Source organism: Novosphingobium sp., assembly GCF_039595395.1.
Lineage (GTDB): Bacteria > Pseudomonadota > Alphaproteobacteria > Sphingomonadales > Sphingomonadaceae > Novosphingobium.
Window position 1 is genome coordinate 2,011,281 of sequence record NZ_JBCNLP010000006.1, and the last position, 13,177, is coordinate 2,024,457.

The window sequence follows — 13,177 nt, forward strand, 5'->3', positions numbered from 1 at the left end:
CTGCCCCAAGCCAAGGAAAAACCTCATGAAAGTGCTCGACCAGATCCTGTCGCAATCGGCCTATTCGCATGAGATCGACGTGCCACTGGGCAAAATCGACATCGCAGACTGGCTCTTCACCCTGCCCGAGGCGGAATATCTGCGTTGCTGCGTGCCCGACCATATCGCATCAGGCATCACCACCGCCGACGATGGCCGCCGCATGGTAATCAATGTCGAGATGATCGGCAGCGGGCTGGTGGTGCAGCATTATGTCGCCGAGGAGGCCCGGCCCGATTACGTCCGCATGAATTCGATCAGCGACGTCTTCACCGCCAATGGCCGCACGCAGGTCAATGTGCTGTGGGAGCTGATCGCGGAAGATGCCGGGAACGGGCGTACCCGCTACACCAACCGCGTGACGGCCCGCCCCACCGACGCCTTCATGGACTTCCTGGCCCAGCACGGCCTGCGCTTCGAGGATGCCGCCGCCGGGCGTCAGGCCGCTGGGGGCGACCACAACCGCCGCGAAACGCCCTTCTTCGCCGAGAGCATCGCCCGCCGCGCCCAGGAAGCGGCGCTGTGAAAGCGATCGTTCAAAGCAGCTTCGGCCCGGCGGAGGTCTTGCACTCCGCCGAGGTGCCGATGCCCGACATCCGACCCAATGACCTGCTGGTGCGCGTGCATGCCGCAGGCGTGAACCGGGCCGACATTCTCCAGCGCGAAGGTTTCTACGCCGGGCAGCATTTCGGCGAAAGCGATCTGCTGGGGCTGGAACTGGCGGGAGAAATCATCGCCGTCGGCGAGGCAGTGGCCGACATGCGGCCCGGAGACCGGGTGATGGCCATCGTGGGCGGTGGCGCCTATGCCGAATATGCGCGGGTCGACCAGGCGATGGCGGTGAAAGTTCCGCCGAACCTGTCCTTTGCCGAGGCGGCGGGGGTGATGGAAGCCTTCGTCACGGCGGTCGAGGCGGTGTGCCATCTCGCCCGGCTGCAGCGGGGCCAAAGCGTGTTGGTCCATGCGGCGGCGGGCGGGATCGGCTCGGCCTGCGTGCAATTGGCCCATGCGCTGGGGGCCCGCGTGCTCGCCACGGCAGGCGCCCGCCGCTTGGCCGATGTGCTGGAGATCGGCGCCTCCGTTGCCTTCGACCATCGCGCTGACGACTGGGAGGCCGGTGTAAGGGCGGCAAGCGATGGGCAGGGCGTCGATGCCGTGATCGATTTTGTGGGTGGCGACACTCTGGCGCCCAATCTGCGGAGCCTGCGCCCTGGCGGCACGCTGGTTCAGGTCGGCATTCTGAGCGGCAAGGCGGATGCCACACTTCCGCTCAACCTGCTGCTGCACAATCATCTGCGTCTGCAGGGCACGGTGATGAAATCGCGCTTACCCGCCGAAAAGCGCGCGATGGTCGAGCGCTTTGCCGAAATCGCCCTGCCGCTGATGGCCGATGGCCGCCCGCGCCCTTTGATCCATGCGCAATTCCCGCTGGACCAGGCCGCCGATGCCCATCGACTGATGGAGGCCGGTGGCGGTATGGGCAAAATTATTCTGGCTGTGTAAGGGCCCCGGGCAGGCTCTTCGCTTGGAACCGCGCGAGCCTGCCGCTTCTTTCGGTAGCGCTGACAAAGGCGACATACAGGCCCTTAGACGTAGCTGTCAGAAGCCGCCCTTCGTTAATGGGGATGAGCAGCAGCCGGAGAGCATTTCGTATTCCCTCACGCGCTGAAGATGTGATCCGGCCGAAAAGCCCCTCCAATGGCGAAGAATCTGTTGAAAAGGAGCAATTGCTGCGGGGGCGATGGGCCCAGGGCCCCCCGCCTTTTACCCACGCCTTCTCCGGCCCGCGTTCGAGCGTGTGACGATGCACCTGATAACGGGAAGTGATCGGCCCCCACTGAGTGGTCCGTGTTGATTGTTAGTGCATTGTTGCTTCCGGCGCCATGGTCGACCGTAGGTGGAGCGCAGCGGAACCGGAGGGCGGCCATGGCGGCGTCGCTGTTTCCGGTGCCGGCGGTCGATAGCCGAGCGAGCTGTGCGGGCGGATGGTGTTATAGTGCCGCCGCCAGGCTTCGATCAGGATCTTCGCCTCGGCCAGCGTGTAGAAGATCTCCCCGTTCAACAGTTCATCGCGCATCGAGCCGTTGAAGGACTCACAATAGCCATTTTCCCATGGGCTGCCGGACGTGATGTAGAGCGTCTTCACACCGATCCTGGCCAGCCATTGCTGCACGGCCGCGGCGATAAATTCAGGACCATTGTCCGAACGTATATGTGCCGGCGGGCCGCGGGTGATGAACAGATCGGCCAGCGCCGCCAGCACATCCTCGCTTCTGAGCCGTCTCGCGACCGGCAAGGCCAAGCACTCCCTGCTGGCCTCGTCGATGATCGATAGGATGCGGAACTTGCGGCCTTCGTGGGTGCGGCCCTCGACGAAGTCGTAGGACCACACATGCCCCGGATACTCGGGTCGCAGCCGGATGCACGATCCGTCATTGAGCCAGAGACGGCCGCGTTTCGGCTGCTTCTGCGGCACTTTGAGCCCCTCGCGCCGCCAGATGCGCTCGACCCGCTTGCGGTTCACGTGCCAGCCGGCATCGCGCAGCAAGGCCGTCACCCGGCGATAGCCATAACGACCATATTGCCGAGCCAGAGCGATGATGTCCTCTGTGAGAGCTGCTTCCTCGTCTGCCCCGCGGGGGCCTTGCGCTGTGTCGATCGATGCTGGCCGAGCACACGGCAGACCCGCCGCTCGGAGACAGTCATCATCCCTTGGATGTGGTCGATACAGCGACGTCGGCGCGCGGGGCTCAGTAGTTTCCCCGTGCAGCCTCCTGGAGGATCATCTTGTCTAGCGTTAGGTCCGACACCGCCTGCCGAAGCCGAGCATTCTCGCGCTCCAAGTCCTTCATCCGCCGCGCCTGATCCATCTTCAGGCCGCCATACTCCTTGCGCCAGCGATAATAGCTCTGTTCGGTGACGCCGATCCGTCGGCAGGCATCCGCCACCGTCCCACCCTGCGCCAGCACGATCTCCGCTTCACGCAGCTTGCCGATGATCTCCTCCGGCTTGTGCTTCCGAGCCATTCCATTCCTCCTTCGTGATCCAGACTATGATAGTCGATGGGCCACTCAGAAGGGGGCAGATCAGTAGTGGCTTGTCGTGACATAATCCTGCTCGTGAGCACCAAGGTCATATGGAGCACCAAACCGGATGTTCAATTGTTCGAAAATGTCCGGATCGTTTTCAGCGAGATGGCTAATCAGGGTCTGCAGGATGCGCTCGTGAGCAAGAACGCGCCGCTCGAGCGTCGTGACCTCGCGAGGTTTAGCATTGGCTCCGTGATCGCCAAGGTCGGACGGCACCGATTCTGTCGAGCCGGACGGGGCCTGATGGTGTTGAGCTTCTTCCGCTGCCGACGAAAGCGCAGAAAAGGATCCTCTTCCTTTGAAAGATTTATAAGTCATGGCTTTCACCGCTTGAGCGGGAGCAATCAACTCTCAGTCGCCGTTCGCTCAAAATAAGGATAGCGATAGGAGCATACGTGGTAATCCGCCAATGGACATTCAAGCATGAAAGGCAAGTGCCGGAAATTTATTTCCCCGAATTTTTAAAAACTCATATAATAATTCATATAAATCAATAATTATCTGATTTTGTGGTAATAATATGCGTCATTTGCGTCGTCTCGTAAAAATGAAGGCGAGGGTACCGCCAGAATGCATTATTTTATCAGCGCTTCGTCTGCAACGATGGCCTTCGCGCGTTCCTCAATGAAAGGGCATGATAGGCTGAGGTGTCGCGAGATTCGGCGAATACAGACCATCTTCCCAGCATCTCAGCATCTCAGCATCTCAGAAAGACCGAAGATCGCGCTCTGCCTGGGCGATTGCATCGCCCAGATGAGAATATCTATATATTCTATAGTGATATTGATCAACGGGAACGCGGGTGATTCCATAGCGTACCATAAGGGCGGATGCGTCCGATTGATCGAGTTGAGTTAAGCTTTTCATTAGCCTTGCTCCGACTCATACAAGCGGGCCCTCATGGCAGCCAACTCCGCCCTTTGCAGGCGCAGCACGCGGGCGCGGTGAGCATAGGTGTTGTAACGGATTCCCACCCGCCCACTTGCAAAATCGTTGACCAACTTGCTCGCCGAAATGTTGACTTGAGCTTCCAGCTTGTCGATTTCGCTAGCGGAAGGCGTAAGCGATACTACTTTGGGCTTGCGACTGGAAAGATGGCCACCTTCATTTTCCCAACTGTCCTCCGCGCGGGATCGGCTGGCATCATCCAGGGCGACGACCGATGCCGGGCCGGCTGGCGGCGCAATTGGGACTGCCGCTTTGCGCGGGCTTGCAGCAGGATTAGGGAAAGGTGTCATTTCGCGTCTCCATTCAGGAGCGGGAGCGCGGACCGTCTCTCAGTCGTATATTTGCCCGGACATCAATTTACGATAGAAATAAAATAAGATCTTAATTCTCAAATTCAACGACTGAAAAATAAAATTTTATCCATACTCTAGTGATTTTATTTTCTTTATGGAAAGTCAATATTTAATAGAATCAACATTCTCACAAATTAATTAAAATATTTGGACAGCAAGGCAACGTTTTTCCTTGTCGCTTGTTGCTTCATTGCTCCAAGCGATGCTGCCCATCCCGGACGGTGCGTTTCCAGCCAAGAGCAGATGCGATCTTTCTCATCAAAGCGCGGTGTGAGTTCGCCTTTGCGAGGAAACCAATATGAAATATGCAATCTTCTCGGTCCTGCTCGGGACGGCCGTGCTTGGGATGCCTTTGGTTGCATCGGCCCAGGTCGCGCAGCCGATGACAGCGAACGACAAGTCCAGCATGGATGTCGGAGTCGCACCAATTCATGGTCTCGATGGGCCAGCCTTCTTGGCTGCCGCATCGGATGCCAATCAGTATCAGATGGCGGCAAGCCGGCTCAGTCTCGAGCGTTCACAGCGCAGTGATGTCAAGGATTATGCCCGGGACATCATGCCGAAATCGCAGACATCCGAGCAGATGCTCATGGCTTCGCTCAACAACCTTCAGCGCAAGTTCGCCGAGCCTGGGGTACGACTCTCAGCCGAACGGGCCTCGATGCTCAAGATATTGCGCGACGCGCCCAGCGGATCCTTCGACAACCTCTATCTCACTCAGTCGGTGAAGGTGCAGCAGGGGAATTGGGCAACCTACAAAGGTTATGCCGAGGATGGCTCCGACCCGTCTCTCAAGCAGGTGGCCAGCAATGGCGCACCCCTTATTGCGCAGCAAATCCAGCAGGCGCAGGCGCTTCTGCCTTCGGCGCTTTCAGGCAACTAAGCACGCAAAATCGGGCAGATTCGTATCTGCCCGGTTTTTCCGACCTAGCATCGAGGATAAGACGAATGTCCCACGACCGTGATATTCGCGTGCTGAACGGGCTAACCGTAGCGACCCTTGATAGCATGAAGGGGTTCGAAGACGCGGCAGAGAATGTTAAGGGCATTGCATATGCCACAATGTTCACCGATTTCGCGGAGGATCGCGGGCGGGTTGCCGCTATCCTTCAAGCCAAAGTCCGTGAACTCCACGGGGAATCTGGGAAAAGCGCCAGCGTGCTGGCGGCGGCCCATCGCAACATCATCAACACCGAGCGGCCGTTTGCCGGTAAGAATGACAACGTGATTATTGCTGAAGTCGAGCGCGGCGAAAATTACATTACCGCCAGGTTCGAGGAGGCGCTGATGGACAAAGCACTTCAGCTGACGACCATTACGGCGATTGAGAAGGGTTTTGCTTTTGTGAAGGCTGATCAGGATCAGGCAAGTGCGCTTAAGCGTAGCAAGCGCTCGCCGTTTCGTAGAGAACGACATACCCATCGTATCTAGCATGGGCGATACCAGTTCAATTCAGGCCAGCCCCAATAACCTGAACTGGTGGTCGTGATTATGGCATGCGAATTGAGATTCGAATGGCCGCCCTCTCGGCGGGGTTGGCTGTCCCCACAGTATAGACGAAAACGGCACCATCGCGCTGAACGGGCATGATATAGTCTAGGGAACTCACTGTTCCGCAGGAGGGGGGCGGACTGGACCGCCATGGTCTAAGTAAAGTCATCGACCCCAATCAACACGACGCCTTCAGTTGGCTCGCGGCTCCAGACATCTTTCTTGAGCCGCATCCAGATATCGAAAAGGAACGCATCGTAGATATCCTGCATGGGCATTTCGAGGCCATCGATCTCGATCGCCTTGCCGATGGCTTCCCTGCCGATTCGGAATCGCCGGGTTACCCCACTCGATGAAGCCTCGACGCTGGTTGCTCGAGAGATGGATTGGTGTCGCCCACCACCTGGGTGACACCAACACTCATCACTTTTATCTTAGAATTTCACGCTACCCGTGACGCCGTAAGTTCGTGGCGGCTGAAATTCGTAAGTGTTGTAATTGGAATTGTAGTTACGCTGAGCGTTGGCGAATACGATCTTATTCGTAAGATTGCGCACATAAGCCTCGATCTGCCAACCGCCCTGATCCGGTTCAAAGCGCAGGGATGCGCCGCCGGTCATATAGGAAGCTGATCGCGTGTCCGCATTGTTCAGCACATCGTAATAGAAGGCCGAGGAATATTTCCCTTCAACCCGCGCCGTAACAGTGCCGAACCCGATCTTCTGAGCCTTTTCCAGACCGGTCGAAAAAGACAGGCTGGGCGCGTTAGGCAGCCGATGCCCGGAGATATTGAAGGTGACAGGCGGCGTCTCGCCATCTGCAACGAAGATGTTCTGTCCGAGCTTGGTGTGCAAAGCCGCGCCATTGAAATCGAAGCGGAAACCATCGCCGATCAAGGCGATCAACTGTGCTTCTCCACCAAAAATCTTCGCGCTGCCGACGTTGAACACACCCGATCCGCTGGAGAGCGCCCCGGTCATTTGCGAGGCCTGATAACCGCGATAGTCGGAATAGAAGGCCGACAGATTGATCTGCAGACGGCTGCCCAGGAACCGGTTCTTGCTGCCGATTTCGAAGGTGGTGACCTTTTCCGCCCCGTAATTAACCGGCGGCGCGCTGCCATTCGAGTTGAAGCCGCCTGGCTTGTAGCCCGTATCGACCTTGGCATAGAGCAGGTTGCTGTTGGTCGGATTGTAATCGATGCCGCCGTGGAAGGTTGCCTGGCCCGTGCTCAGCTGGCCATTGCCGGGCGTGACCATCACCGGCGCCGGAATGAAGGGGCTGACGAGCGCCGCAAGATTGAGCGCAGCGCCGCCGGTGCGGATCTTCTTGTCCCAGGTGTAACGCGCGCCGACGCTCAGCTTGACCTTATCGCCAAGGCGATAGACCCCCTGCCCGAACACCGCATCCGACTTGGTGAGCACATTGTAGTTGAAGTGGATCGCATATTGCCCCGCCTGCCCCAGAGCCGCCAGCGGAGCGCCGGGCGCGAAAAGCCCCGTCATCGCAACATTGTAAATGCCGGAGTCGAGATTGTTGACCTCCTGGAAATGGAACCAGCCTGCCTGAACGAAGAGCCGCGAGCCCGAGTCATTGGCAAAACGCACCTCATGGTTCCAGGTGGTGGGATGCTCGCTCTGAAGGAATTGGCGGACGGCCGGATAGCCCGTACTCGTCGGATCATTGTAGCCAGCCATGGTCGCGTCGAGCGCATGGGTCCATATCTGTCTGTCCCAGCCGCCCGAGTAGATCATGCTGACATTGCCGGGAAGTCCGGCGTAGCTCGCCTCCCAGCGCACGCGATCGCCCTGCACATTGTTTCTGGTCGGCGCGACATTCGTGAAGGTGGAAGCGTTGGTGATGGTGGGCACCGTCCTGATCGGCAGGTTCATCGACACATCGCCCACGCCGACGACGGAGTCATGCTGGTAAGACGCCCAGAGCTTGAGATTGTCCACCGGCTGCCAGGCGAACTGGACGCGCCCGGAGGCGACATTCTGATCGTCACCCCTTTCAGGCTGCCCGGTGTAGAGCCCTGTCACGGTGCGATAGCCATTGTGATAGGTGTAGATGCCCGAAGCCCGGACCTGGAACGTGTCCGTCAGCGCCAGATTGACACCCAGCTCGCTGTTGAAGGCGCCATAATTGCCCACGCCCATCCGGGCATAGCCGCCATCCTTATCAGTCGGGCGGTTGGTGATGAGCGAGATCAGGCCACCGGTCGAGTTGCGCCCCTGAAGCGTGCCTTGCGGGCCCTTGAGCACCTCGACACGCGCCAGATCATACATCGACGTCTGCATGCTGAAGGATCGGTTGGTGTAGAAGCCATCGCGCGCGATCGGCACGGAAGGATCACCAATCTCCGTGGTGTCGGTCGAGGCTATGCCGCGCACAGCGACATAACCCGCGCCATTGCTGGGCGTCACGCTGACGCTGGGATCGACCGTCGCCAGCGTCATGATGTTGGTCACGCCCTTCGACACCAGATCGGCGCCGGAATAGACCGTCAGTGCCACCGAGGTTTTCTGGGCGGCGCTGGCGGTGCGATTGGCCGTCACCACGATTTCCTGCAAGCCAGCCTTATTGTCGGCTGCCGTGTCCTGAGCCGAAGCAACAGCGGGTGAAAGCAGGGCCGAAGAGCCCAGCAACGCCGCCAAAATCAGTTTATTTTTCATGTTATTACCCTCCCTTAGTTTATTGGTCATGCGATCGATGCCCTTTTCATCGGTATGTTGGCCCGCACGGCCGCTGTTACGGCTCCGAGCAAAGCGATGAGGCCCAGCAGGCTAAAAGCATTCTGAATGTTGCCCGTGGCAGCAGTGCCCACCGAAACGAAGAGGGGGCTGGTGAACTGTCCAAGGAAGAAGCAGGCGCTCCACACCCCCATGCCACGGCCCCGGTGCTCAGCGGGCAGGCCCTGCATCGCCCAGAGGACCAGCGCCGGGATCAGGATGCCGGCACCCAGCTGCTGCACGCAGGCAAAGATGGTCATGGTGCTCTCGGTATGGGCGATGCCGATCCCGGCCATGCCAATGCCCAGCAGCACCAGAAAAATCGCGATCTGCCACATGGGCGACAGCCGCGCCGAAAGGGGTTGGAAGGCGATGCCGCCAATAAACACCCCGATGTTCGCCAGACCGATCAGCATTCCGACACGGTCAGGCGCGGTGACGCCAATCGCGGAAAAGGCCAGCCCCACCTGAACGATGTAGACATAGTAGAGGCTGGCCGAGAACAGGGTGACACCGCCCGTGATCACGACCGAGCGCAGGGGAAAGGGCGAGGCTTTGGCGATGGTTTCCCTCACCAGCGAAGGCTCGAAGATGAAGGCCAGCATCGCCAGGAAGATCGGAACGGCCACGCCATAGATCAGGAAGGAGAGATGCCAGTCCTGCGCCGCCAGATGGCCCGAGAACATCAGCAGCGACACCCCGAATACCGGCCCCGCCGCAGCCTGCAGCATCAGCCAGGTCCGGCGCTTGTCATGCGGGTAGTAATCGCCGATCAGCGTGTTGGTGACGGTCAGGATGGCAGCCTCGCACAACCCCAGCGCAAGGCGGGAGGCGAAGATGAGCGGCAGGCTTTCAAGCCAGTAGGGCGCCATGCCGACAAGCCCGTAAAACAGGGTGGCGATCAGCAGCAGCGGGCGGCGCCCGTAGCGGTCAGCCAGCCACCCCATCAAAGGCGAGAACAGGGCAATCATCAGCCCAGGCGCCGTCACGGCCAGAGGCACAAGGGTGGTCGCCCCCGGCACGCTGGCGAAATGCTCCACCATTCGTGGCACCACTGGCGACAGGCAGACAATGGCGAGGATCGGCAGAAAGCCTGCCAGCACCACCACGATGCCTTGCCCTGCCCCGGCAGATCTGGGCGGTTGAGCTGTGCCTTTCATCTCCATGCTCCCCGTTTTTTGATTATTGGACGATGATCGTCGCGTGCCGCTGGTCCGGAACCGAGATGGGCTGGAAGCGCGGCGGGAAATAGGGGTGGCGCAGGTGCAGCAGACTGGCAACCTCATGAATCCCCGGCGCCAGCCCCCCTGCCAGCGGCACGAGGACCGTCAGGCATTGCCCGACCTTCCAGCGGACCTGTGTGGTTTCGGCCATCTCGGCATGGGAATATTCGACCCCCTCGAGCAGGACGCGATTGCCGGCGGCGGGGAACGTCTGGCCATCGACAGTGATGTCGATGCCTTCCACCAGTGACAGGCGCAGGCTACGGTAATTGGGTTGCCGCAGCATCACCTGAAAGCCGGTCCGGGCATCTGCCGGCCCGGTGTTGGCAAAGCCGCTGCTCTGGATTGTCTTGCGCTCAGGCATGGGTGGTTTCCTTGGTGGGCGCGTGTTCGCGCTCAAGCTTGCGGATCAGGCAGTGCTGGCGGCGCACCTGCTCGATGGCGACCCACGGATCGCGGACGCCCTCATATTCGCTTGAGAGATAGCCGCTGTAATTCAGCGTCTTGAGCATGGGCACGATCCGCTCCCACGGGATGTTGTGATCGCGCAGCTGCTCGTCGATGTGATGGAACTTGGCCTGGATGAAGGGCACATAGTCGATCACCTCGGCCAGATGCTCGATCGGCACGGCGATGCCATCGAGGAAGCTCATCGCCTGCTTGCGGATTTCCGGCGTTTCCCAGGAGAGGAACGGCAAAGGCCGGTCCTGAAAGATGCCGGTGTCGATCAGCAGGCCGAAATGCTTCGTGCCTGTCTTCTGGATGAAATCGACATAAGCCTCGGTCACGGGATGGCGGATCGGCGTGGGCGCGTGAATTTCAGGAATGATCGTGATGTCGAGCTTGGCCGCATGGTCCAGCACGCGCTCGACAGCACCGCGCCAGATCGGATGTGGGGTCAGTTCATCGTCGATCACCCCGAATTTCGGGCGGATGAAGGTAAAGCCCAGCCGCTTGGCCAGGTCGAGATCCTGGCGCAACTGGGCAGCCCCCTCCTCTTCCGTGATGTCACGGCTCAGCGTGGGGTTGGTGTCCACCCAGCAGGCCATGTTGGTCGGGGTGAGATTGTGCTGCTCGATCAGCGCGAACCAGCGGTCCAGCCATGCCGTGGAGGGGTTGGGATAATCGGGAATATGGCTTTCGCTGAGGATCTCGATCCCTGTCGCGCCGGTGTCCGCCGCATGGAACAGCGCCTGTTCGAAATCCATGACCGTACCGATATCGTCGGTGTAGCTGTAGAGCGAAACACCATATTTGAAGCCACTCATTGGGCAAATTCCTTGCTGCGCTTGTGGACCGGCACATAGGGCTCGCCATTCTCGATCTCCGAGAGCTGTGAGAGAATGTGCTTGGGCATCTCATTGCCGACCATCTTCTGGAGGAGCGGCGTGTGGTCGAAGACCCAGTCGCGGATCGGGCGCAGGAAGGCCGGGCAATGGTGGAAGATCCGCCCAGTATGATAGGCGCCCTGAGTCACCTGGATCGTGTGCGGAATGCGCCGCTGCTCGAATCGCTCCAGCGCGCCGCGCACCTGCGCCGTATCGCGCAGATCCACCGCCGCCAGCTCACGGGCGAGGAAATAGCCATCCTCGATCGACATGCCCGCACCGTAAGCCGCGTAAGGCGAGGTCGGATGCGCGGCATCGCCGACCAGCGTGATGCGCCCTTTCGACCACTGCTTGAGCGGAGGCCGATCGCGAATCTCCCAGCGCTGCATGTGCTCAAGCGGGGTCCGGTCGATCAGGTCGCGCACGGTTTTTGGAAAGCCCTTCACGCGCGTCTTGCAGAAATCGATCAGGTCGCTGGGCGGCGGCGCAGCAGGGTCGCAGGCTTCCAGAACCCACCACTCATAGCCCCATTTGCCTTCATGCCGGATCGGTGTGTAGCTGGCCTGGGTCGTGCGGTTATGGGCGATGATGCCGACACCTGTCGGCTCCTCGTCCAGAAACAGATAGCCGCCCACCAGATGCAGGCGCTGATGCCGGATCGGCTTGTCACCCCACAGATGCTTGCGCACGAAGGAATTGATCCCGTCGCCGCCGATAACAACATCGGCGTCATGGATTGCTCCATTGGCAAAGGTCAGCTTCACCACAGAACCCTTGTCCTCGATTTTGACCAGATTGTGGTCAAGCTTGAGCGTACCGGGCGGGATCGCATCGATCATACGCTGATAGAGGCCCCAGCGCAGCAAGCCGATGAAGCCGCCACCATATTCGGCTTCCACCTCTGCCGGCAGCTTCACATCAACGCGGCGCCTGCCTTTGGCGTTCTCGAAATAAGTGTGACAAGGCGCCCCCAGATCCTCGGTATCGACACCGATCAGCTTGAGAACCTTTTGCGGCGGTGGCCAGAGGTTGAGGATATTGCCGGCGGCCTTGATCTCGCCGGCGCGCTCGAAAAGCGTCACATCAAAGCCGACACGGATCGCGGCCAGCGCGGCGGCCATACCCCCTGGCCCCGCGCCGATGACCGCAATCCTGCCCTTTCCGCCAGATGATGCAGTGCCCATTCCCGATTTTCCTCTCTCGACTCCGCGCCATATCCTAGCGTCGCTTAGATTCGATTTAAGAGGCGCTAAGATTTATGGCAAGAGCCATTCTTCACAAGCTTGCGAATGGATGATTTGATGGTAGTTGACGGTGAGAAGTGAAGGATCACCCCAGCCAATGGCCAAAGCCAAAACATATCACAAAGAGGATCTGCGGCGGGATCTGCTGTCTGCAGCACGCAGCTATGTTGCTGAAAATGGCTATATGTCGCTATCTCTTCGCGCTTTGGCGCAGCAGGTCAATGTATCGACAGCCGCCCCTTATCATCACTTCTCCGACCGGCGTGCGCTGTTGCTGGCGATCGCCATAGAAGGCTTCGAAGACCTGATCGGCCGGGCAAGGACAGTTTCCGATAGCGACGAATCGGCAGAGGAAAAGCTGGTCGCAATGGCCGAGGCCTTTCTCGATTTCGCAGGCGCTCAGCCCCGCTTGCTTGAACTCATGTACGAGAGCGAACTGACCACCCCGGAGCCAGACCCATCGCTACGGACTTATCAGGACGAAGGCTATGCCGGCCTTCTTTCGGTGATGGCGAAGGCGCGGCAGGATCTGCCTCAGGATCACCTGTCCTTCCGCGTGATGGCGCTCTGGTCTACAATTTACGGTTACGCCATGTTGCGCAATAAATTGATGCTGGAGCCATTCGAGCCAACGAGCGCGACAAGACGCGAAGTTGACCGTGCTATCGTCCTCCAGGCTGTCAAAGCCGCACTCTTGGATTGATGCGGGGCTGGCGTCACACTTCGCTGA

Annotated in this window: 12 protein-coding genes and 1 pseudogene; 5 read left to right on the top strand and 8 right to left on the bottom strand. The window is 59.5% G+C overall.

Annotated features, from left to right (window positions below):
* The first annotated feature begins 25 nt into the window (after positions 1-25).
* Positions 26-565 carry a hypothetical protein gene (locus ABDW49_RS28360; protein ID WP_343617309.1) on the top strand — a complete coding sequence of 180 codons (540 nt, stop codon included), beginning with the start codon at positions 26-28 and terminating at the stop codon, positions 563-565.
* The gene (locus ABDW49_RS28365) at positions 562-1,542 is read left to right on the top strand and encodes an NAD(P)H-quinone oxidoreductase (protein WP_343617311.1); all 981 of its coding nucleotides are present in this window, start codon (positions 562-564) and stop codon (positions 1,540-1,542) included. Before ABDW49_RS28360 ends, ABDW49_RS28365 begins: the two co-directional genes overlap by 4 nt.
* A gap of 355 nt (positions 1,543-1,897) precedes the next feature.
* Here ABDW49_RS28365 and ABDW49_RS28370 read toward each other — a convergent pair.
* The 3 genes and pseudogenes from ABDW49_RS28370 to ABDW49_RS28380 form a co-directional block, all read right to left on the bottom strand.
* Positions 1,898-3,065: pseudogene (locus ABDW49_RS28370) on the bottom strand (IS3 family transposase).
* 60 nt (positions 3,066-3,125) lie between these two features.
* Positions 3,126-3,446: a hypothetical protein gene (locus tag ABDW49_RS28375; protein WP_343617313.1), complete on the bottom strand. Its 321-nt coding sequence runs from the start codon at positions 3,444-3,446 to the stop codon at positions 3,126-3,128.
* Positions 3,447-3,994: 548 nt separating this feature from the next.
* A complete protein-coding gene (locus ABDW49_RS28380; protein WP_343617315.1) occupies positions 3,995-4,366 on the bottom strand; it encodes a hypothetical protein in 372 nt (123 codons plus the stop codon).
* 361 nt (positions 4,367-4,727) lie between these two features.
* On the opposite strand from ABDW49_RS28380, the gene ABDW49_RS28385 reads away from it, so the two are divergent.
* Both ABDW49_RS28385 and ABDW49_RS28390 read left to right on the top strand, forming a co-directional pair.
* On the top strand, positions 4,728-5,312 hold the full coding sequence (locus ABDW49_RS28385) for a DUF4142 domain-containing protein (protein WP_343617317.1): 585 nt from the start codon (positions 4,728-4,730) through the stop codon (positions 5,310-5,312).
* Between the two features lie 65 nt (positions 5,313-5,377).
* Positions 5,378-5,860 (top strand): PA2169 family four-helix-bundle protein, encoded by a 483-nt coding sequence (locus ABDW49_RS28390; protein ID WP_343617319.1) that lies wholly within the window; start codon positions 5,378-5,380, stop codon positions 5,858-5,860.
* A 494-nt stretch (positions 5,861-6,354) separates the two neighbouring features.
* Here ABDW49_RS28390 and ABDW49_RS28395 read toward each other — a convergent pair whose 3' ends face one another.
* From ABDW49_RS28395 to ABDW49_RS28415, 5 genes are read right to left on the bottom strand one after another with little or no spacing between them, the layout of a single operon-like run.
* Complete coding sequence (locus ABDW49_RS28395) at positions 6,355-8,595, bottom strand: TonB-dependent receptor (protein WP_343617321.1); 2,241 nt, start codon at positions 8,593-8,595, stop codon at positions 6,355-6,357.
* 26 nt (positions 8,596-8,621) lie between these two features.
* The gene (locus tag ABDW49_RS28400; RefSeq protein WP_343617323.1) at positions 8,622-9,812 is read right to left on the bottom strand and encodes an MFS transporter; all 1,191 of its coding nucleotides are present in this window, start codon (positions 9,810-9,812) and stop codon (positions 8,622-8,624) included.
* 22 nt (positions 9,813-9,834) lie between these two features.
* Entirely contained in the window at positions 9,835-10,239 is a 405-nt protein-coding gene (locus tag ABDW49_RS28405) for a DUF6379 domain-containing protein (RefSeq protein ID WP_343617325.1), read from the bottom strand.
* Complete coding sequence (locus ABDW49_RS28410; protein ID WP_343617327.1) at positions 10,232-11,143, bottom strand: TIM barrel protein; 912 nt, start codon at positions 11,141-11,143, stop codon at positions 10,232-10,234. The genes ABDW49_RS28405 and ABDW49_RS28410 overlap by 8 nt, the downstream gene beginning before the upstream one ends.
* A complete protein-coding gene (locus ABDW49_RS28415; protein WP_343617329.1) occupies positions 11,140-12,387 on the bottom strand; it encodes an NAD(P)/FAD-dependent oxidoreductase in 1,248 nt (415 codons plus the stop codon). The genes ABDW49_RS28410 and ABDW49_RS28415 overlap by 4 nt, the downstream gene beginning before the upstream one ends.
* 157 nt (positions 12,388-12,544) lie before the next feature.
* Here ABDW49_RS28415 and ABDW49_RS28420 point away from each other — a divergent pair, with 157 nt between their 5' ends.
* A complete protein-coding gene (locus ABDW49_RS28420; RefSeq protein WP_343617331.1) occupies positions 12,545-13,150 on the top strand; it encodes a TetR/AcrR family transcriptional regulator in 606 nt (201 codons plus the stop codon).
* Positions 13,151-13,177: the final 27 nt, after the last annotated feature.